General features: G+C 37.1%; 19 protein-coding genes. 3 read left to right on the forward strand and 16 right to left on the reverse strand.

Annotation, left to right across the window (positions count from 1 at the left end):
* Positions 1-4: 4 nt before the first annotated feature.
* From neuB to PTQ34_RS01590, 6 genes are all read right to left on the reverse strand, one after another.
* On the reverse strand, positions 5-1,012 hold the full coding sequence (neuB, locus tag PTQ34_RS01565) for an N-acetylneuraminate synthase (RefSeq protein WP_273931716.1): 1,008 nt from the start codon (positions 1,010-1,012) through the stop codon (positions 5-7).
* Between the two features lie 100 nt (positions 1,013-1,112).
* Positions 1,113-2,834 carry an asparagine synthase (glutamine-hydrolyzing) gene (gene asnB, locus PTQ34_RS01570; RefSeq protein WP_273931717.1) on the reverse strand — a complete coding sequence of 574 codons (1,722 nt, stop codon included), beginning with the start codon at positions 2,832-2,834 and terminating at the stop codon, positions 1,113-1,115.
* Positions 2,834-3,463, reverse strand: a complete 630-nt coding sequence (locus tag PTQ34_RS01575) for an acetyltransferase (protein WP_273931718.1) — start codon at positions 3,461-3,463, stop codon at positions 2,834-2,836. The genes asnB and PTQ34_RS01575 overlap by 1 nt, the downstream gene beginning before the upstream one ends.
* A 61-nt stretch (positions 3,464-3,524) precedes the next feature.
* On the reverse strand, positions 3,525-4,115 hold the full coding sequence (locus PTQ34_RS01580; protein ID WP_273931719.1) for a NeuD/PglB/VioB family sugar acetyltransferase: 591 nt from the start codon (positions 4,113-4,115) through the stop codon (positions 3,525-3,527).
* Positions 4,108-5,121, reverse strand: a complete 1,014-nt coding sequence (locus tag PTQ34_RS01585) for an NAD-dependent 4,6-dehydratase LegB (RefSeq protein WP_273931720.1) — start codon at positions 5,119-5,121, stop codon at positions 4,108-4,110. Before PTQ34_RS01585 ends, PTQ34_RS01580 begins: the two co-directional genes overlap by 8 nt.
* Positions 5,118-7,010, reverse strand: coding sequence for a motility associated factor glycosyltransferase family protein (locus PTQ34_RS01590; RefSeq protein WP_273931721.1), 1,893 nt, complete (start codon positions 7,008-7,010; stop codon positions 5,118-5,120). Before PTQ34_RS01590 ends, PTQ34_RS01585 begins: the two co-directional genes overlap by 4 nt.
* Before the next feature lie 116 nt (positions 7,011-7,126).
* Here PTQ34_RS01590 and PTQ34_RS01595 point away from each other — a divergent pair, with 116 nt between their 5' ends.
* Together PTQ34_RS01595 and PTQ34_RS01600 are read left to right on the forward strand one after the other, a co-directional pair.
* The gene (locus PTQ34_RS01595) at positions 7,127-7,672 is read left to right on the forward strand and encodes an adenylyl-sulfate kinase (RefSeq protein ID WP_273931722.1); all 546 of its coding nucleotides are present in this window, start codon (positions 7,127-7,129) and stop codon (positions 7,670-7,672) included.
* Complete coding sequence (locus PTQ34_RS01600; RefSeq protein WP_273931723.1) at positions 7,662-8,303, forward strand: class I SAM-dependent methyltransferase; 642 nt, start codon at positions 7,662-7,664, stop codon at positions 8,301-8,303. The genes PTQ34_RS01595 and PTQ34_RS01600 overlap by 11 nt, the downstream gene beginning before the upstream one ends.
* Before the next feature lie 31 nt (positions 8,304-8,334).
* Here the strand turns inward: PTQ34_RS01600 and PTQ34_RS01605 are convergent, their stop codons facing one another.
* A complete protein-coding gene (locus PTQ34_RS01605; protein ID WP_273931724.1) occupies positions 8,335-8,826 on the reverse strand; it encodes a hypothetical protein in 492 nt (163 codons plus the stop codon).
* A 284-nt stretch (positions 8,827-9,110) separates the two neighbouring features.
* Positions 9,111-10,910 carry a biotin/lipoyl-containing protein gene (locus PTQ34_RS01610; RefSeq protein ID WP_273931725.1) on the reverse strand — a complete coding sequence of 600 codons (1,800 nt, stop codon included), beginning with the start codon at positions 10,908-10,910 and terminating at the stop codon, positions 9,111-9,113.
* Between the two features lie 118 nt (positions 10,911-11,028).
* Here PTQ34_RS01610 and PTQ34_RS01615 point away from each other — a divergent pair, with 118 nt between their 5' ends.
* Complete coding sequence (locus PTQ34_RS01615) at positions 11,029-11,538, forward strand: SCO family protein (RefSeq protein WP_273931726.1); 510 nt, start codon at positions 11,029-11,031, stop codon at positions 11,536-11,538.
* Between the two features lie 434 nt (positions 11,539-11,972).
* On the opposite strand, the gene PTQ34_RS01620 is transcribed toward PTQ34_RS01615, so the two are convergent.
* From PTQ34_RS01620 to PTQ34_RS01655, 8 genes are read right to left on the reverse strand one after another with little or no spacing between them, the layout of a single operon-like run.
* A complete protein-coding gene (locus tag PTQ34_RS01620; protein WP_273931727.1) occupies positions 11,973-12,365 on the reverse strand; it encodes a NirD/YgiW/YdeI family stress tolerance protein in 393 nt (130 codons plus the stop codon).
* A gap of 56 nt (positions 12,366-12,421) precedes the next feature.
* Positions 12,422-13,084: a 3-methyladenine DNA glycosylase gene (locus PTQ34_RS01625; RefSeq protein ID WP_273931280.1), complete on the reverse strand. Its 663-nt coding sequence runs from the start codon at positions 13,082-13,084 to the stop codon at positions 12,422-12,424.
* Positions 13,081-13,824: a DUF815 domain-containing protein gene (locus tag PTQ34_RS01630; RefSeq protein ID WP_273931728.1), complete on the reverse strand. Its 744-nt coding sequence runs from the start codon at positions 13,822-13,824 to the stop codon at positions 13,081-13,083. Before PTQ34_RS01630 ends, PTQ34_RS01625 begins: the two co-directional genes overlap by 4 nt.
* Positions 13,825-13,827: 3 nt before the next feature.
* Positions 13,828-14,691, reverse strand: coding sequence for a putative metalloprotease CJM1_0395 family protein (locus PTQ34_RS01635; RefSeq protein ID WP_273931729.1), 864 nt, complete (start codon positions 14,689-14,691; stop codon positions 13,828-13,830).
* A complete protein-coding gene (locus tag PTQ34_RS01640; RefSeq protein WP_404814896.1) occupies positions 14,678-17,644 on the reverse strand; it encodes a DEAD/DEAH box helicase in 2,967 nt (988 codons plus the stop codon). Before PTQ34_RS01640 ends, PTQ34_RS01635 begins: the two co-directional genes overlap by 14 nt.
* Positions 17,645-17,658: 14 nt before the next feature.
* Positions 17,659-18,054: a bactofilin family protein gene (locus PTQ34_RS01645; RefSeq protein WP_273931731.1), complete on the reverse strand. Its 396-nt coding sequence runs from the start codon at positions 18,052-18,054 to the stop codon at positions 17,659-17,661.
* Positions 18,000-18,887 carry a peptidoglycan DD-metalloendopeptidase family protein gene (locus PTQ34_RS01650; protein ID WP_273931732.1) on the reverse strand — a complete coding sequence of 296 codons (888 nt, stop codon included), beginning with the start codon at positions 18,885-18,887 and terminating at the stop codon, positions 18,000-18,002. Before PTQ34_RS01650 ends, PTQ34_RS01645 begins: the two co-directional genes overlap by 55 nt.
* Positions 18,868-20,067: a folylpolyglutamate synthase/dihydrofolate synthase family protein gene (locus tag PTQ34_RS01655; RefSeq protein WP_273931733.1), complete on the reverse strand. Its 1,200-nt coding sequence runs from the start codon at positions 20,065-20,067 to the stop codon at positions 18,868-18,870. Before PTQ34_RS01655 ends, PTQ34_RS01650 begins: the two co-directional genes overlap by 20 nt.
* Positions 20,068-20,127: the final 60 nt, after the last annotated feature.

Consider the following 20,127-nt stretch of genomic DNA (forward strand, 5'->3'; position numbering starts at 1 on the left):
TTCTCTAAATCTCTATTAGCTCATCAGCACTAAAATCACGGCTTGCCGCCCTGCCTAGCACCTCGCCTAAGCGCATAGGACTTATGCCAGAACCTGGTCTTTTGATAGCTAGATTATCTTTGCTAAAAATCTCGCCTTTTTTGATAGCACGATTAGCCACTATTGATTTGCGGGCTATGTTTATGTTTTTACTCTCGCTCTTGCTTGGCGTTTTTATGCCTGAGCCAAGTGCTAGCTCTATATTTCTTATAGCACTTACCATCGCTATAAGCTCATCAGGCTCTAGGCTGGCTTTGTGATCTGGGCCACTCATGTTACGATCAAGCGTAAAGTGCTTTTCTATCACACTAGCACCCAGTGCCACAGCTGCGATTGGCACCTCAATGCCCTTTGTGTGATCGCTATATCCAACTTTTACTTTAAAGGCTTTTTTTATGGTTCTCATCGCTTTTAGATTTACATCAGCAAGAGGCGTTGGATACTCTGTATTTGCGTGAAGCACTGTTATATCATCTTTTTTTGTGCCTGAGAATTCTAGAATTTCTAGTGCTTTTTCTATCTCGCCAAGCTTTGCCATGCCAGTTGAAAGAATGATTTTTAGTCCCAAAGCACCGATTTTTTCTAAATAAGGCAGATTTGTTATCTCTCCGCTTGGGATTTTTATGATTTTTAGTCCCTTTTTTACTAGCAGATCCACACTAGGCAAATCAAAAGGCGTAGATAAAAACTCTATATTTTTGCTTTTTGCATAAGCGATTAGCTCGTCGTGAGCTTTTTCATCAAGTTCTAGTTTTTTTACCATTTCAAGCTGGCTCTCGCTCTCATCACCAGTGTTTTGCACTTGATACTGGGCCTTTTTAGCATTTTTGCTGATTACTAGCTCAGCCTTAAAGCTCTGAAACTTCACCGCATCCGCCCCAGCCTTTGCTGCTGTCTCAATCAGCCTTTTTGCTATATTTATATCGCCATTGTGATTGACCCCAGCTTCTGCTATGATAAAGACTTTTTTCATTTTAGACCTCTTTGCAAAGTTTAAATAACCAAGAAAAATATTTAAAATTTTAATATCATATTTAAAAATTATATCACATTTAATTAAATTAAATATCAGCTTACTTATCTATAAAAATACGAAACCAAAGTTCTAGATTTAGTATAGTCCAAAGACTTCTACTATTATCTTGTAAGTTCTCTTTATGGTTTTTTATCAAATTTTCTATATAAGCAAAATTATAAAAGCCTCTTTCTTTTGCTTTTTTACTTCTTAGAAACTCCCAAAAAATTTCAGCTTTTTTACTAGCAAAATATTCTTTTATTGGCATTGGAAATCCGATTTTTTTCTGATAAATAATTTTATTATTTATATAAGGCTCAGCAAGCCTTTTTAATATAAATTTTGCGTTACGAAAATTATCAGTTTTAGCTTTTATGGAATATTTATTTAAAGCTTTTAATAAAGCAATATCTAGATAAGGAACTCTAATTTCAAGCGAATTTTGCATGCCTGAGCGATCTTGTCTTCTTAACCATTTATCTAAATATATTCTTTGACCTAAATAAACCATAACTTGATTATTTGGAATTTTAGAAATATCACTTAGTATTTCTGGATTTAATTCTTTTTGATGTAAATTTACAGAATTTTTTAAATTCTCAAATGGGCAATAACTTAATTTATTTATGGCTTCATCTAATTTTGACATTTGAAATTCCCTTAAATGCCAATTATAACCGCAAAAGACTTCATCAGCTCCATCTCCACTAAGTAAAACTTTGTTTGCTTTGCATTCAGCTAGCATATTTATTTCGTTTGAAGCTAAAATATTTGGATGATGAAGTGGAAAATCTTCAAAATAAATTGCTTGGTTTAATTTATCAATATTAAAAAAATTATCATAAACAATAAAATTACTCTGTATTTGTAGCTCATCTGTTAATAATTTTTGAAATTTTGTCTCATCTAAATCTTTATTTGTAAAACGAACACTAAAAGTTTCCATATCTTTACTATATTTATGAGCCAAAGCCGTTATTAAGCTAGAATCCAAGCCTCCACTTAATTGGGAGCCATATTTTACATCACAATCGCAATGAAGTCTTACACTTTCATCTAATAAAACTTTGATTTGAGAAAAATCTATATCTTCATCATCCCCAAATGTATCTACTAAACTAAAGAATTTACTTGTTTTTATATCCAAATTAACATCTATACTTAATATTTGAGCAGGTTTTAACTGATAAATACCTTTAAAAATAGTACTTTTCCCAAGGTTTGTTCCAAATTTTAAAAATTCAAACAAATTATCATAGTTAGGACTAAATGAAATAAAAGGCTTAAAAGCCTTAATTTCGCTAGCAAAATATACATTTTGCTCTTTGATAGTATAGTATAAAGTTTTAATACCCAAAGCATCTCTTGCTAGAAACATTTGCTTTTTTTCTATATCAAAAACACAAATAGCAAACATCCCTCTAAATTTTTCAAAGCAGCTTAAGCCCCAATAATCAAAAGCCAAATATACAAGCTCAGTGTCGCTATCGCTTTGAAAAATATATGATTTTTTTATTAGAATGTCTTTTAGCTCTTTATAATTATAAATTTCTCCATTAAAACACAAAACAAAATTATAACCATCTTTTTTATATGGTTGCTTAGAACTTTCATTTAAATCCTTAATTGCCAGTCTAGAAAAAGCAGCAGAAAAATTATCATCATAACAAAGCTTTGGTTTTGATTTCTTATCTCCCCTATGCCTTAAAAATTGCCCAGCTAAAAGTACTTTATCTTTTAAATCTTTACTTGCACCAAAACACCCCACAAAACCACACATTAACGAACCTTTATAATATTTTTTACATTATTAAAGACAAAACTATTTTCTTGCAATCCCTTCTTAATAAAAGTATTAGCACTAACTACACAATTAGCACCAACTTTTGTGTTAGGTGCTATTATGCTTCCTGATGAAAAAAATACATTTTCTCCTATATATGAGCCACCACCAATCATCGTATATGGAGAAAAAATAGAACTTTTAGAAATTATAGTATCATGTCCTATATTTACAAACTTATTTATGAAAACATTATTTGAAATTTTTACATTATCACCAATAACACAAAATGGCATTATTATAACACCATTACCAATCTCACAAGTATCAAAAACAATAGATTGCGGATGAATAAATGTATAGAATTTTGCACCATTTTTAGCAAAATCATCGTATATTTGAAATTTGCTTGGATGAGCTCCAAAAGCTATAATAAAATAATCATTTTCTTTAACTTTATAATCATAAATTTTTCCGAGATAAGGAAAATTTAATTTACTACTTTTATATTTTTTTTCATCATCAGCTAAAATACCTTTTATTCTTACATCAGAATTCATAGAAGCATAAAAACATATTTCTCTTGCTAAGCCACCACAGCCTATAATTATGAGATCTTTTTTCATGCTACATCCCCTATAGCAAAAAAAATTTTTGGGACTTCTTGAAATTCTAGAATTCTACTTTTTAGCGCTCCCCCCCCCATTTTACACTACTTGCCATAGGTATTAGTGAGTTTTGCTCTATTATCACGCCATTTTTTGCTGTGGCGTTTGAGCCAAAAAATACTCCATCTCCCACGACTGCGTCTCCATTTATCACACTTGCGGTGCTTATGTGACAGTTATCTCCCACCACAGCATCGTGTTCTATGAGTGCTTTTGTGTTTATGATACAGTTTTCACCCACTTTTGCTCCTGCGTTTATAAAGGCGTAGTGCATCACAGCTGTGCCTACGCCTATGCTAGCGTGCTTTGAGACATAAGCAAGCGGCGAGATAATCACAGGTAGGTTAAATCCCAGCTCTTTTAGCTTGTTAAAAAGGGAAATTCTAATTTTAGCTGATTTTATCTGTCCTACAGCGACTATCGCATTAGCACACTCGCTTTTGATTTCTTTTAAAATTTCATCGCCACCAAGTATCTTGTATCCTAGCACATCGCCTTTTTTAGCGTTGTCAATAAGACCTAGAATTCTAAATCTATTTTCTAGCTCAATTACATCTATTAGGCTTTTTGCGTGTCCGCCAGCTCCTACAAGCACGATTTTTTCAGACATTATAAATTCCTGCTTTATATTTTGCTAGATTTTCAGCCTTGCTAAACCACGAAATAGTCTCTTTTAGGCCTTGCTCTAAGCTATATTTTGGCTTGAAACCGCAAAGTTTTTTTATCTTAGAGTTATCGCAGCAAAGGCGAAAAACCTCGCTAGTACTAGGGCGAATTCTAGAATTCTCTAGAACAAACTCCACATCGCTACTCATAAGCTCTTTTATCAGTTTTAGCGTATCTCCCACACTTATTTCAAAGCCACTGCCTATATTGATAACCTGCCCAGCGATATTTTTAGCACTAGCAAGCAGCGCAAAGCCCCTAACTGTATCTAAAACATAGTTAAAGTCCCTTGTCGGCGTGGTATCACCTAATTTGATTTGCTTTGCGCCACTTGCGATTTGCGTGATTATAGTAGGTATCACAGCCCTAGCACTTTGGCGAGGACCATAGGTGTTAAAAGGACGTGCCACCACTACTTCAAGATTAAAAGCATTATAAAAACTTAGAGCCATCATATCAGCTGCGATTTTGCTCGCACTATATGGACTTTGTGGCTGTAAGGGGTGATTTTCATCAATCGGCACATATTTTGCCGTGCCATAAACCTCGCTAGTGCTAGTGTGAATCACACGCTTTACGCCATTTTCAAGGGCTGCCTGGCAGATATTTAGCGTGCCTTTTGCATTTGTATCAAGGTAGCTATCAGGTGCGATATACGAGTAAGGAATAGCAATGAGAGCTGCTAAATGAAAGATAATATCCACGCCTTTTGTGATATTTTTACAAAAATGCGGATCTCTAATGTCGCCGCAAAGCACTTCGATATCTTTCTTTTTCACAGCCTCTATATCTTCAAGCCAGCCCCAGTAATTAAAAGAATTATACTGGCTTAAAGCCCTAATCTTTGCGCCAAAAAAGGGGCTTGCTTCGTTTTTACTCTCTTTGTAAATAAACTCAGTTAAATGCGAGCCAATAAAGCCATCAGCACCGGTAATTAAAATGTTTGTCATACTTTACTCTTTGCTAAAAAATATTTTTCAATGCTCTCATTTATTTGCTTTACAAAGCCACTTACGCTTTTAAAGAGTGCCATATCAAGCTCTAAGGCATTTTTTAGCTTTTCATTTAGCTCTATGTTTTGAACTATGATTTTGGTTAGTTCCATTTCTTTTGTTTTTATTGTAGTGCCACAAAGCTGCATAAAAAAGCTCTCAAAAAGCTTGTTTTCAAAGATTATTTTTAGCTCCCTGGCTAGCTGGGAAGTATTTTTCATCAACTCTACATTATTTGATTTTAAGGCTATTTTTATAGTCTTATCAATATCGCTAGCTTTTTTTACAAAATCTTTGCCTAGTTCTACTGCGCTTTTTAGCTTGGCAGTGTAGCTAAGCATTTTTGAGCTTTGCTCATTTACACTTAGCGGTTTTGGCACTCTAAACTTAGGTTTATTTTCATTTTTTATAATCTCACAAAGCTCTTTAAAAGGCTTTTCTATCGCACCTTCTATCCTAGAACCACCCTCTGTGCAGTTATAGGCTGGGGTTTTATTCTTTTGAAACAAAAGCTCAAACTCTTTTCTAAACACTCCCCAAACAGCAGTGCTTAGCACCTGTCCTTTACCACCATAAGCTAGGGCTTGTTCTAGTTTGTCATATTTTTCATTTGCCACTCTTTTGTATGCGTGACCATCTGCGTGAGTGATATTATCATTTCCAAAGGCTAAATCTTGACCGATAAGCACGATTTTTTCATGCTCTAATGCCACAGCCAAATCATAGCCCAAATGTGCGCACGAATGCCCACCGCTTAGATAACCAAAGTCATTGTCCTTAAATCCTAGCTCAAAATTTAGTGGCTTTAAAACAAGGCTATAATTGCGAGCTTTTACATATTCTACACTTTTTTTATGCGTTAGACTTGAGAGCATAAAAATAGTATCATCATCAAAACTAGAAACTGGACTTTCAAAAAACTTAGATGTAAGCTCTATTCTCTCTAGTGATACCACAAAATCTGGCTTTATGCCGTGTTTTTTTAGTATTTCATAGCTAGAATCAACGCTTATTATCGTGGCTTTATCTTTTATTTCTTTTAGCAATTCTAGCTGTTTTGTTAAACTTGGCCCAGTTGATACTATTATTGCGGTTTTTACTTTGTTTTTTCTTTCTTTTATGATTTTTGATAGTGGTATGCCAGCTAACATATCTGGGATATTAGCCAAAGTTTGATTTATGCCTGTCATCGTATCATCAGCATCTGCTCCATAGCACTCTAGCTTCCATTGAAACATTTGCACAAACTCCTGCCCTACCTTTGCAAAATCCTCTAAAAATACATTATAAGCAGGTGTGTTTATAAGCAGTTCAAAGATATTGCAACTTTTAAACACTCCATCAAGACCGCAAAGGTCGCAATACATGCTAAAATCGCACACATCGCTACTCAAAATCACAAGGCGATTTTTTAAAAGCCACGCACTAAAATCGATGAAGTTTAGCACTATAAAAAGCACCTGGATATCTGGTTCAAAGACGATTATTGTTTTATGGTTTTCATTAGTAAGCAATGCTGAAATAAGCGCACCATTTCCTAGTCCATACATAAAAATCGCAGGATATAAAAAATACTTACCGCCTAGCTCATTTAACCTAGCTTTAATCTCGCTTTTTGGGTCATTATAAAGCCTTGCTCCACTGCCAAAATCTATATTAAGGCCAAGCAAATCATCATCAAAAATTACCTTATAAGTGTGATTCCCCCTAGTTTCTAAAAGCTTTTTAGCCAAAGCCCTTGAGTAGCTATCAATGGCGATTAGGTTTTTCTCAAAAGTATCAAGCGAAGAAAAATCGCCTTTTGCACAGATTTGTTTTATTTGTTCTTCGTATTCGTAGCTGTTCATTGTATTCCTTTTGTGATTTTCAAGCAAAATCCGTGCCAAATTCTAGTTTATAAGCGATTTTAAAGAATTTAAAAGGCAAAATTACTTGATTTTTACAAGACAAACATGGGACAAAAATGGGACAAATAATCTGGATAAATGGTCTAGCTGGTGCTGGTAAAACTACCACCGCAAAAGCACTTTGTGCTAAACTTGAAGAACTTCACGCAAAAGGCGAGCTAAAAAGCAAAGGCGTGATTTACACAGACGGCGATGATTTTAGAGAGGTTTTTGAGCATAGTTTTGGCTACTCAAAAGAAGCTCGCATAAACATAACTAGAAAAAAAATTGCTCTTTGCGTAGCACTAGCCAAGCAAGGCTTTTGCGTGGTTCACACCGCTATTTCACTCTTTAATGAGTGCTACAAGCACAATAGAGAACTCTGCGAAAAAAATCATCTAAAATACATTGAAATCTACATAAAATGCCCGATTGAAGTGCTAGAAAAAAGAGATCAAAAAGGGCTTTATAGCAAAGCAAAAGCTGGACTTCAAAAAGATGTAGTAGGCGTGGATATTGCCTACGATGAGCCAAAACCAAACATAACAATAAATGGCGCAGGCAATTTGGAAGAAAATATAAAAGAAATTTTAAAATTTTTAGGATACTCAAATGATAGATGATAGAGTATATTGGGATAAATTCTATAGCTCAAAACACGATGAAATAAGCAATCCTAGCTCATTTGCTAAATTTGTTTTTGATAATTTTTTGTATGATAAAAGTGGGGCTAGACTTGTGGAGTTTGGCTGTGGAAATGGTAGAGATAGCTTGTTTTTTATAAAAAACAATATAAATGTTACAGCTATTGATAGTTCAGATGTCAGCATTTCAAAACTTGAAATTTTTAATAACAAAAGTGATACAAACTTTATTTGTGCTGATTTTACTTCTGATTTAGAGATATATAAACAAGGTTTTGATTTTTGTTATTCTCGTTTTACTTTGCATGCTATAAATGATGAACAAGAAAAAGCACTTTTTGAAAATATCGCAAAAATGCTAAATAAAAATGGACTTTTTTTCATAGAAGCACGCTCCATAAATGACGGAAAATTTGGTCACGGAGAAGCTGTGGGCAAAAGGGAGTTTATACTAGATGGACATTACAGACGCTTTATAGATAAAAACATTTTAAAAAATAATTTAGAAAAATTAGGTTTCAAAATTGTAAGTTTAGAAGAAAGTTCCGATTTTGCACCAAAAAAAGGCGAAAACTGTGTTTGCTTAAGAACGATAGCAAAGATTTCATAAACCTTACAAGCCTAGCAAAATAACTAGGCTTTTACAAATTTTCCTTATTATTCACCACTTTTTCAAGCACAAATTTTTCTAGTTCGCTGCTTGAGATTTTCTCTTTTAAGGCCTCATTGTAGATATTTTCTATGATTTTGCTGTATTTTTCATACTCAAAAAAAGCAAAGTGTAGCTCCCACGCCTGTCTAATACGCTTAGCTGAGATTTCTTTTCTAGCCCAGCGCTTAAATACATCAAAGCCCACAAACACAGCCGAGGTTATAAGCATCGTGCTTATAATGCTAAAGTGTAAATCAATATTTTTAAAACTACTGTGTAAAACTAGAATTCCAAGTGTTAAAAGCACCACGCAAAGCAAACCATAAATCAAATAAAGCCAAAAGTAATTAAAGCGAAAGTTTAGCTTAGCAGGATCAACTAGCATGCCCTCATTAAATAGCGCATTTGCCTCAAGTAAATTCCCAAAAAGCACCGGCTGGCTAGAAGTCACAAAGATTTTATCAAGTATAAAGTTTTTCATTTTTTATTCCAGTTTTTGTAGCAATATTATTTTTAAGGAATTCTAGAATTCCTTAACAAATTTCACAAAGAATTCTAGAATTCCCTAAGGGTTGTGTCATCCCCCAGCCCCTTTGGGGGATCTCATCATAAATAATCTAAAATTCCGCAATAACGGAATTTTAGAATTCCCTAGCACAGAGATCCTCGGGTCAAGCTGGGGGATGACATAGTATGGAATTCTAAAATTCCTAAGCATAATTCTAGAATTCCCTAGAAAATTTCACAATAGAATTCTAGAATTCCCTATTTTAGTTTTACAAGCACATCGCCTGTGCTAACAGTTGCGCCTTTTTGCGTTAGTATCTCAGCCACTTCTCCATCCCTAGGGCTTTCAATCGGTATTTCCATTTTCATAGCTTCTAGCACGATTAGGCTTTGACCTGCTATTACTTTATCCCCTACTGCTACTTGGACTTTAAAGACATTTGCGCTCATGCTTGCTACTACTTCATTTTCGTTGCCCACAGCCTTTTTGCCCTCTTTTTTAGGCTCAGGTTTTTTGCCCACCGGCGTACCTTTATCAGCCTCTAAATCTACATTATAAGTAGTGCCATTTACGCTGATTTCATTGCCATCTACGCTTACATGGTATTTGTTGCCATTTACGCTTACAAGGTATTTTCCATCTTTTGCGCTATTATTTTTGCGTATCATTACCTTAGCTTCACCTTTTAAAAACGCCACGCCTTTTTGCCCACAAGCTGCTACGATGAAAAGATTTTCATCAGTTTTTTCAATGCCGTTTTCTTCTAAAACTTTAGCAATTGAGCTTAGCTTTTTGCTCTCATCACGGTCAGCTATATCGATAGCTGCTTCTTTTGTAGGCTCTAAGCCAAGCTGCTCACTAGCGATTTTTACGATATTAGCATCAGGTTCTACTGGGGTCTTGCCAAAGTAGCCTAGCACCATTTTTCCATATCCTGGAGCAATTTTCGCCCAATCACCAAACATTACATTATTAAAAGCTTGTTGGAAATAAAACTGACTAACAGGCGTTACGCTCGTGCCAAAGCCACCTACTCTTACTACCTCACGCATAGCCTTTATTACAGCTGGGAATTTATCCAAGATTTTATTATCTCTCATCATTTGAGTATTTGCTGTAAGAGCCCCACCTGGCATAGGTGAAAAAGGTATGAGCGGGCTTACTTGCGTAGCCTCAGGCGGCAAGAAATAATCTTTTAAGCACTCATTTAAAACTTCTTCGTATTTTAAAATCTTTTCAGGCTCTAAGCCGCCTAGGTCATAGTTCTTGCCCTTAACAGCGTGTAGCATTGTAAGTATATCAGGCTGGCTTGTGCCTCCGCTTACTGGGCTAGCAGCTAGGTCTATTCCACTAACTCCTGCTTCAAGAGCTGCTAAGTAGCACGCTACACTAACGCCTGCTGTCTCGTGCGTGTGAAGGCGGATGTGAACTCCATCCCCTAGCAAAGAGCGAGCCATTTTTATAGTTTCATATACTTTTTGTGGGCTGCTTGTGCCGCTTGCGTCTTTAAAACACACGCTATCATAAGGAATTCCAGCATCTAGAATTTCACGCAAAATTCTCTCATAAAAAGCCGCATCATGTGCTCCTTCTAGCCCTGCTGGCAAATCCATCATAGTTACTACTACTTCGTGTTTTGCGCCATGTTTTTTGATACTCCCAGCACTGAATTCTAGATTTTTAACATCATTTAGCGCATCAAAGTTGCGGATTACATCAGTATTGTGTTTAGCAAACATTTTTGCGTGCAAATCTACTATTTCACGGCTTCCAGTATCCAAAGTCACGGTATTTACACCACGGCTTAGAGTTTGAAGCACAGCGTCCTTGCCAGCTGCTTCACGGAATTTATCCATCATATCAAAAGCATTTTCATTTAGATAAAAAAACAAGCTTTGAAATCTCGCACCACCGCCAAACTCAAAGTGGCTAATGCCAGCCTCACGCGCTGCGCTAACTGCTGGTAAGAAATCGTTCATAGCTACCCTTGCGCCAAAGACGCTTTGAAAGCCATCACGAAAAGTAGTGTCCATAATATCAATGTATTTTTTTGCCATATTTTCCCCTTAAAAAATTTTTTGCGAGATTTTAGCAAAAAATTCGCATATTTTCTTAATAATTTGGTAATTTTTTTGCTTTTTGTGTATAATTTACTCAAAACTTCAAAGGTAAATTGTGAAAAAAGTCTTAATTTTACTTTTTTTAGCCCTTATTTTTCTAGGTCTTGGTGCTGTTTTGGGAGCTAGTAAATACGATTTTAGCGCAAAAAGCGTTCGTGGCGAGTTTGCTCTTTCTCGCCTTGATAAGCCTGCTTTGCTCTACTTTGGCTACACAAACTGCCCTGATGTTTGTCCTGCCACGCTATACTTGCTAAATAACGCCCTTGATGAGCTAGGACTTGATGCGCAAATCATCTTTATAAGCGTGGATAAACAAAGAGATAGCCTAAAAGCTTGTGATGAGTACGCCAAACACTTTCGCGCTGATGCTATCTGCGTAGAGCCAAAAAACTTTGAAAAAGTCGCCAAAGCCTACGATGTGAAGTATAAAATAGAGAGCAAAAACGGGCAAATCAGCGTCGCTCACTCGCCCTATGTCTACGCTCTAAAAGACACCCAGCTCATAACTGTGATAGAAAACCTAGCTCAAAAAGCCCTAAAAAGAGAGCTTTTAAAATTAAAGTAGTTTTTTTGTTTCACATCCGCTGGTTGGGATTAGGGGTATTTTTAGGGAATTCTAGATTTTGCTTAGGGAATTCTAGAATTTCCTACTATGTCATCCTCGGGCTTGACCCGAGGATCTTTATATGGAATTCTAGAATTCTCTGTGATGAGATCCCCCGATCAAGTCGGGGGATGACACAAGGCTTGGGAATTCTAGAATTCCTAGTGATTTTTGACTAGGAATTCTAGAATTTTGCTAGAAATTCTAAATTTAGTTTTAGGGAATTCCAGAATTTATTTTGGGAATTCTAGAAGTTATTTAGAGAATTCTAGAATTTATTCTAGGGAATTCTAGATTTTATTTTAGGAATTCTAGAATTTATTTAGAGAATTCTAGAATTTATTCTAGGGAATTCTAGAATTCCTTGGACTTTTATCTAGAATTCCTTAGAGAGTTTAATTTAGTTTTTTTATAAATTTCACATCGATTTCATTTTTGCGATAAATCTCGCTATCAACCTCGCCGTAGATTTCTACTACATCATTTGGGCCGACTGAGAGACCATACCATTTATCATCATCAATCTCTACTATAATGACGCCGGTGCTGTCTTTAAACTCATATTTTTCGTGTGCTACTTGGCGGATGATATTGCCTTTTAGCGTTACCATTGTATCATCCCAAGCTTTTAGCGCGCCTGCTACTGTGTTTGCGCCTTGTGCTTGTGGGCCTGTAAAGCCGCCATAGTTGCCGCCATAGTTGCCTTGATTAGCTGGGGCTTTAGCATCTTGGAAACCTGCTCCAAAAAGACTCAAAACTAAAACTGAACTCAAAAGAACTTTTTTCATTCTTACACCTTTTAAAAAATTTTATGAAATTATAGATTTTTTTTGTTAATTTGGTGTTAAAGAAGAGTTTTTAGAAACTCTTTTGCCTCATTATCAAAAACTTTGCCTTTTAAATGCGCTTTACAAAACTCAGTTGTAAGTGCGTGAAAATGCGCACACAGCAGTGCCTCGCTTAGCTCCTCACCTGCGCCGTCCTTTGCGCCAGTCTCGCTTAAAACCCCTTCTAAAAACTCCCTACCCTCTTCATAGCTCTCAAACTCATAGCCAAGCTCATTTAAAAGCCTTGCGCTATAGCTATCATATACCATATAGGCACGCTCGCAAGCAAAGCAAAGCACGCTATAAACGCTCTCGCTGCCAAGTCCTTTTTGAGAAAAAAGCCACTGCTTGCTAACATTTTGCTTAAAACTCTCAAAATCACCAAAATCAGCGCAAATTGCCTTAGCAAGAGAGTTTAGGCGTTTTGCCTTGGTGTTATAAAAGCCAGCTGGTTTAATAAGCTCTGCTAATTTTGTGGTGGGAATTCTAGCTAAACTCTCCAAGCTATCCACGCCATAATTTCGCAGATTATTTAGGGCTTTTAGAGCGTTTTCAAACTTCGTATTTTGCCCCAAAATTGCGCCTATTACCACCCAAAACGAGCCATAATCAGGCCACCACTGCCTAGCACTTAGGCTGATTTTGCCAGCTAAGGCGGTGTATAGCTCACTAGCACTCACAGCTGTCCGCCATACATCGCAAAAAACTGCTGCGCAGCACGAGGCGAGCGAAGGGCTTTGCTATCACTAAAAGTGCGAGCTAGCTTGTGCATATTTTCTTTTCTATCCTCATCCCAGCTCTGCGCTTCAAAAAGCTCATCGCAAAAGCCGATATAATCGCTAAAATCCATCTCATAAAAACTAATACAAAGCCCAAATCTATCAGCCAAAGAGAGATTTTCTCTCATTCTTTCTTTATTTATAAGAAAATTCTCGCTATTTTCTTCGGTTTTTAGAAAATGCCTGCGGTTTGAAGTAGCGTAAAATAGCGCATTTTGTGGCACTTTTTCAATGCTTCCTTCTAAAAGTCTTTTTAGCTCGCTTACATCACTACCGCTACTCTCAAAGCTCATATCATCACAAAAGATAATAAACTTAAAGCTTTTTGCTTCCCTAACCACGCACAACACATCATAAAGCGAGCCTAGTTCAAACCTGCCAAGCTCTATTAAGCGTAAATTTTTATCCATGTATTTACAAAACACAGCTCGCACCAAGCTAGACTTGCCGCATCCCATCTCGCCCCAAAGTAGCGCATTATTTGCACCCTTGCCTTCTATGAAGCGTTTTGTGTTTTCTTTTAGCAGTCTTTTTTGCTCCTCTATGCCATAAAGGCTTTTTAGCTCTGTGATTTGGATATCATGCACAGCACAAATCTTACCAGAGCGCACAATTGCAGCTTTTATTTTATGCCAGTTCATTTTTTATCCTATTAAAGCAGCTAGGTCCACGCCAGCGCCAATTACGCTTTTTTGGTTATTACTAGCAATTTGCGAGTTTATAGCAGGATCGCTTATAGCTGCGTAGTAGCCACCTGTGCTACTAGGCTGATTTATACTAGGAATTCTAGAATTCTCTGCGGAATTTGTATTAGAATTCTCTGTGGAATTCCCAGCGGAATTCCCAGCGGAATTTATATTAGAATTCTCTGCGGAATTCTCTGTGGAATTCACAGCAGAATTCTCTGCGGAATTCTCTGTGGAATTCTCTGCGGAATTCACAGCATCACCGCTAGTCTCATTGCTATTATTTGTGTTTTGCGAGTTTTGCGCCATTTTTTCTTGCATTATTTGAGCCCTTGCGCTCATCTCCATACTAGCAGCCTGAGCGGCTACTTTTAGATCTTGTGGGCTAGGATCAGCTGGAGCTAGGGCTGCTCTGCGTATAGTCTGGGCTTTATTTAGGCTCTCTTGTGGGGTGTTACCCTCGCCTGTGCTTATACCTACCTCGCCAGCTACGGCATACATTTTGTTATCTGGGCCTCGCTCATAGGTATAGCTAGCAGGACTTGTAAGCCCACCGCCTGCTGCCATATGCGCTGCTTCGTGGGCACGGACATTAGTATCAGCAGCTTGGAGCTCGGTTACTATTCTTTGCTCTTCTAGGCTTAGTTCGCCTATATTTTTTTGCCCTGCGTTTTTATCATTGTTTTGTGTGTTATTTTCAGCATTAGCAGTTTTATCTCCGCTTGAAACTGAGTTATCAACATTATTTTCTACATCATTTGCTTTGTTGTTAGACTGCGCTGGAGTGTTATAATAGTTCATAGCATAGCTAGTTATTTGCATTTTTACTCCTTAGGTGATTTAAAATCGCTTCTATTATATCATCTTCGTCTTTGCTTTTTGCTTTTATTATGGTTTTTTCTCCATTTATAGGCGTAAAGCTGATGTTTTGCTCAAAATTGCTAATAGCTTTTATACCAAGGCCTTTGGCTAGGATTTTTATTATAATTACATCCAAAAACTGCTTTGTAAAGATATCAAGCCTGCCAAAGCGGTCTTCTATTTCTGCGCCTATTTCGTATACTTCATCCACGCTAGCGCATTTACTAAGCCTGCGATAAAGCTCTAAGCGCACTCTATTAGAATCAATTAGCTCGCTATTTATAAAAGCATTTATGCTTAGGCGGATATCGACATTTTGGCTTTCTTTTTGAGTGTTTTGCTCATCATTTTTTAGGGCTAAACAGCGATTTATCTCGCTTTCTAGCATTTTTAGATAAAGACTATAGCCGATTGCTTCTATATGACCGCTTTGAGCATCGCCTAGGATATTTCCACCACCTCTGATCTCTAAGTCATGATGGGCAAGCACCGCCCCTGAGCCTAAAAACGAGTTTGCTTCTAGAGCTAATAGTCTTTTGCTAGCCTCAGCTGAGATTTGGGCATCCTCAGCTACAAGAAAATAGCAAAAGCCCTGAGCTTTGCTACGCCCTACTCTGCCACGAAGCTGATGCAAATCAGCTATGCCAAATTTATTTGAATTATCTATAAAAATCGTATTTGCATTTGGCAAGTGAATTCCACTTTCTACAATGCTAGTACAAAGTAGTAAATCATATTTTTTATCAGCGAAGTTTAAAATCTCTTCTTCGCTAGTTTTGGCATCCATTTTGCCATGAAGTACTAAAATACGCAAGGTAGGCACGATAGCCTTTATCTCTCTTTGCAAGCGAGGCAAATCAGCAATTAGGTTATGAACATAAAATATCTGCCCACCACGGCGCAACTCACGCATGATGGCTTCTTTTATCGCAGTTTCATTCCACTTTAGCACAAAGGTTCTTACATCTTGGCGATCAAGTGGAGGTGTAGTGAGGCTAGAATATGTTTTTACCGAGCTTAGAGCCATATTTAGCGAACGAGGTATTGGCGTAGCACTCATTGAGAGTATATGAGAGTTTTGGCTAATTTGTTTTAGTTTTTCTTTTTGTTTGACGCCAAATTTATGCTCTTCATCTATGATAATCACGCCTATGTTTTTTGCCTCTAGGCTAAGCAGGGAGTGAGTGCCGATAACCACTACTGGCTCTCCATCTGCTAGGGCTTTTTTGGCTTCGTTTTTGTGCTTTGTGCTAGAAAATCTATCTATGCGGTATACTTTTATACCAAAGGGCTCAAAGCGAGCTTTTAGCGTGGCGTAGTGCTGTGAACAAAGCAAAGTAGTAGGCACAAAAAATAATGCTGCTGCCTTGCTAGAAACACTAGCAAAAATTGCATTCATTGCAACCTCAGTCTTGCCAAAGCCTACATCGCCGCTAAGTAATCTATCCATGACTTTACCACTTTTAAGGTCGCTAAAAATCGCATCTACTGCGTTTTGCTGATCTGTGGTGTAAAGAAAGCCAGCCATTTTTTTAAACTCGGCGTATTTATCGCTGGCCTCAAGCACCTTAGCATCTATTAGCTCACGCTTTGCAGCTAGTTCGATGATAGCATTTGCTATGGCAAAGAGTTTTTCTTTTACCTTTTCTTTTATCTTAGCAAAGCCACCTTTGCCAAGCTTGTCTATTTGTGGGACTGAGCCTGAGTTTGCGATGTATTTATCTATTAGATTTAGATTGCCAGCTGGCAAAAGCAGTCTATCTCCACCTTGATAGGTGATTACTACAAACTCTTGCGTGACGCCTAGCACTCTGGCTTGCTCTAAGCCTACAAAACGCCCTATACCATAATCTTCGTGAACTACAAAATCACCTGCGTTTAGCTCGCCTATTACTACGCTTGCTTTTTTCTCTCTTCGTTTGGTATTTGGACGGTTTAAAGATACGATTATTTCATCATCGCTTATGATATTTATCCACGCTGGGCTTTGTTTTGTTTCTAGATTTTTATTTTCATTAAGGTTTAGTGCTCTTATGGCACTATCAGTAGCGCTTAGCAAGGTGATTTTTTTGTTGCTGTGAAAGTCAAAAAAGCCAGCATTTAACTTTGGCTCGAAGTCTTTAAATCTCTTTGGCTCTGGTATAAAAGGAATTCTAGAATTCCCTAACTCTGCGTTATTTTTAGCTATATCCTCACTAGCAAAAATACAGCAAAACTCACTAGTAAAATCAACTAAATCATCAATATACCATAGTCCGTAAGAATTCAAGTTTTGCTCTATAAAATCAGTTTGTAAGTGGGAGATTTGCTCGCTAAGTCTCTCAAACTGCTCACTACTAAAACTAGCCACAAAAGGGGTTATGCTAAACTCTTTTAGCTCATTATCGCTTTTTTGCGTAGCTTCATCAAAGCTTTTAATACTCTCAATCTCATCAAAATCAAGCAAAATTCTCACAGGCTTAGAGCTAGCTACATCAAAAATATCTATTATCTCACCTCTAAAACTAGCCTCAGCCTTATCTTGGACGATATCAACTAGGCTATATCCACAGCGTAGCAGTTTCTCTCTTAGCTCCTTTATATCAAGCTTATCGCCTAATTTTAGCCTAATTTGTTCTAAGTGTTTTTTAGCTGGTAAAGGGTGGCCGATTGTATTTGCTGGGCTTAAAATCAGCTTTTTTTTCTTTTCTAGGTTATAAAAATGACTTAGAGTTTCGCTGATTTTAAGCAGTTCTGCGCAAAATGCCCTTAAATCATCGCCTTTTTTTGCCACAAACTCAGGCAAAACAAAGCACTCATAGCCTAGATACTCTCCTACATGAGCGGCTAAAAGTGCTTGCGCATAAGAGTCATATATAATCACATCAGCACAGCTTTTTTGCTCTTTTAGATACTCAAAAAGCGCTGATTGTATATTTGTCATTTTTTTTACTCTTTATCTGGTTCTATTGTTTGGTAACTAGAGCTTAGCTCTTGTTCTATATACTTACAATGCCCGATAAAACGGCCACTAGGCTCACAGCTAAGCTCGTAAACTTCCATATCACCCATCAAAGTAGCCCCAGCAAGGATTTCTATGCTATCAGCTACTACATTACCTCTAATCTCTCCGTTTATAACGATTTTTTTAGCCTTTACATCGCCTTTTAAAATGCCATTTTTGCCTACTACTACGCTATCAGTTGAGACTACATCGCCTTCTATGGTGCCATCTACATATATCATAGAATTTAGAGTTAAATTTCCTTTGAAAATCGCCCCCATGCCGATTATTGTGCTTTGTTTGTTATTTGAGGCGATAGCAGTTTTACCAAAGATTGCCATTGTATTTGTCCTTCCTTTTGGAATATATCTTTATAGTTTTCTTGTTTCCAATTTACAAAGTTTATAGGATTTAACGCTTTTGAGATAAAGCGAATCTCATAGTGTAGATGTGGCCCTGTGCTAAGTCCGCTGTTTCCACTATAAGCTATTATATCACCTTTTTTCACAAAATCACCTTGTTTTACAGCATATTTTCCATTTAAATGTCCATATCTAGCACCAAAGCCAAAGTTGTGCCTGATTTCTACCATGTGTCCATATCCTGGCTGCATACCAGCACTTAGCACCACGCCATTTGCCGTAGCATAAATCGGAGTGCCTACAGGCATGGCAAAATCAAGCCCTGCGTGCAGTTGCTTATAATGTAAAACAGGATGTGTTCTATATCCATAATGATCGCTTATGCGGCCTTGCCCACCTGTTGGGTCGCCATTTGGAATTCCATCAAAAAGCGCCTTTGTCTCAGCCACTGAGAGCATGATTTTTTCAATATCTTGCACAAAGGTAGCATTTTCTAAGCTAGTGTTTAGATCCACGCCGTATTGCTCGCCTAGTTCGCTGATTTTGCCTTCAAGTCTTTCTAGTTCTAGCTGGCTAGCTTGTTTGGCTTCATTTATCATGCTATTTTGGCGTTGTAAATCGCTCATTAGCTCTTTGGCTTCATTTGTAGTTTCTAGCAAATAGCGAACATAAAAAGTAGTAAGCACGCCAATTAGCACAAAAACAAGCACGATATAAAGCGCAATTCGCTTTATTACATCGCCTAAAACAAAGTTTCTAGACCCATTTAGATCTGTTATGGTGATCATAAATTTATTTTTTCTTAAACCCATTAAAATCCTTTAAAAACTCGCCTACTAGCATAAAAGAACCAAAGACTAAAAAGTTATTTTTCCTTGATTTTAACTCTTTTAAAAACTCTGTTTTATCAAAATCACAGCAAGGAATTCCTAATTCATTTGCTATTTTATGAGCATTTTGCGTGCCAAGTTTGCGCCAGCAGCTCTCATAAGTGTAGAGTAAAATACGCTTTAAGCACGGAGCTAAAATGCTTAGCACGGCTTTTATATCCTTATCATCAAAGCTGTTAAATACTAGCGTTGTTGCCCTTTTACCAAAAGTAGAGAGTAAATGCGTTTTTATAGCCTTTGCGGCGTGTTCGTTATGCCCTGCATCAATTAGCAAGTTTGGATAGATTTTTTGCGCTCTGGCTTGTAGGTCAAACTCGCTCATTTTTGCTAGCACGCTTTTATCCCACTTTGCGCCAAGGCTTTTTGCGCTAAAAAGCGCAAGGGCGAAGTTTTGGCGCAAAAAAATACTTTTGTGTTTTAGATAAATCTTGCTAGCATTGCTAGTAGCGCATTTAGGCGCGATTTTTAGGCTTGCTCCTTTTTGCTTTGCTATATTTTTTGCTATATCAAGCCTAGCAAAAAACGCAGATATTATAGCGTTTTTGCTCATCGCATTTAGCTTGGTTGTAGCAATGCTATCCAAACTATCCCCTAAAAAAGCCCTGTGATCAAGTCCAATGGGCGTAAAAATGCTAAGGGCTTTTGGCAGAGCATTTGTCGCATCATGCTCACCACCAAGCCCAGCCTCAAAAATCCACTCATCACAATCTCTAAAAAGGACGCAAGCTAGCAAAGTCGCCCACTCAAAATAGCTAAGCCCCGCTATAAAATGCTCTGCGCTAGTTTTTTTAAAAATCTCTAAAAGCTCTTTGTGAGCAAGTTCTAGCTCATCATCACTAGCCAAAGCTCCATTAAGCCAAAATCTCTCGTTAAAATCAAAAATATGAGGGCTGGTGTAATGCCCTACTTTTTTGCCATTTGCCTTTAAAATAAGGGCTAGAAAACGCCCAGTGCTGCCTTTGCCGTTTGTGCCTATTATATGTATGATGGGCTTGATTTCTAGCTCATTTTTTATAGCCTCAAAGGCACGAGGAAAGCGACTATAATCAATCTCATCATAATAAAGCGGCTTGGCGTTTAAAAACTCTTTTAGACTTTTCATAAACTTTCTTTAAAATCTTTACAAAACCCTTAGGAATTCTAGAATTTCCTAAATAAAATC

It is taken from the genome of Campylobacter magnus (assembly GCF_028649595.1).
GTDB lineage: Bacteria > Campylobacterota > Campylobacteria > Campylobacterales > Campylobacteraceae > Campylobacter > Campylobacter magnus.

What these genes read in the sequence shown, in the direction of transcription:
- PTQ34_RS01575 (WP_273931718.1), bottom strand. Translation starts at nt 3,463, where the DNA reads ATGAAAAAAGATCTCATAATTATAGGCTGTGGTGGCTTAGCAAGAGAA.
- PTQ34_RS01620 (WP_273931727.1), bottom strand. Translation starts at nt 12,365, where the DNA reads ATGAAAAAAGTTCTTTTGAGTTCAGTTTTAGTTTTGAGTCTTTTTGGA.
- PTQ34_RS01590 (WP_273931721.1), bottom strand. Translation starts at nt 7,010, where the DNA reads ATGAACAGCTACGAATACGAAGAACAAATAAAACAAATCTGTGCAAAA.
- PTQ34_RS01605 (WP_273931724.1), bottom strand. Translation starts at nt 8,826, where the DNA reads ATGAAAAACTTTATACTTGATAAAATCTTTGTGACTTCTAGCCAGCCG.
- PTQ34_RS01595 (WP_273931722.1), top strand. Translation starts at nt 7,127, where the DNA reads ATGGGACAAATAATCTGGATAAATGGTCTAGCTGGTGCTGGTAAAACT.
- asnB (WP_273931717.1), bottom strand. Translation starts at nt 2,834, where the DNA reads ATGTGTGGTTTTGTGGGGTGTTTTGGTGCAAGTAAAGATTTAAAAGAT.
- PTQ34_RS01645 (WP_273931731.1), bottom strand. Translation starts at nt 18,054, where the DNA reads ATGGCAATCTTTGGTAAAACTGCTATCGCCTCAAATAACAAACAAAGC.
- PTQ34_RS01580 (WP_273931719.1), bottom strand. Translation starts at nt 4,115, where the DNA reads ATGTCTGAAAAAATCGTGCTTGTAGGAGCTGGCGGACACGCAAAAAGC.
- PTQ34_RS01610 (WP_273931725.1), bottom strand. Translation starts at nt 10,910, where the DNA reads ATGGCAAAAAAATACATTGATATTATGGACACTACTTTTCGTGATGGC.
- neuB (WP_273931716.1), bottom strand. Translation starts at nt 1,012, where the DNA reads ATGAAAAAAGTCTTTATCATAGCAGAAGCTGGGGTCAATCACAATGGC.
- PTQ34_RS01635 (WP_273931729.1), bottom strand. Translation starts at nt 14,691, where the DNA reads ATGCAAATAACTAGCTATGCTATGAACTATTATAACACTCCAGCGCAG.
- PTQ34_RS01585 (WP_273931720.1), bottom strand. Translation starts at nt 5,121, where the DNA reads ATGACAAACATTTTAATTACCGGTGCTGATGGCTTTATTGGCTCGCAT.
- PTQ34_RS01600 (WP_273931723.1), top strand. Translation starts at nt 7,662, where the DNA reads ATGATAGATGATAGAGTATATTGGGATAAATTCTATAGCTCAAAACAC.
- PTQ34_RS01650 (WP_273931732.1), bottom strand. Translation starts at nt 18,887, where the DNA reads ATGGGTTTAAGAAAAAATAAATTTATGATCACCATAACAGATCTAAAT.
- PTQ34_RS01655 (WP_273931733.1), bottom strand. Translation starts at nt 20,067, where the DNA reads ATGAAAAGTCTAAAAGAGTTTTTAAACGCCAAGCCGCTTTATTATGAT.
- PTQ34_RS01630 (WP_273931728.1), bottom strand. Translation starts at nt 13,824, where the DNA reads ATGAACTGGCATAAAATAAAAGCTGCAATTGTGCGCTCTGGTAAGATT.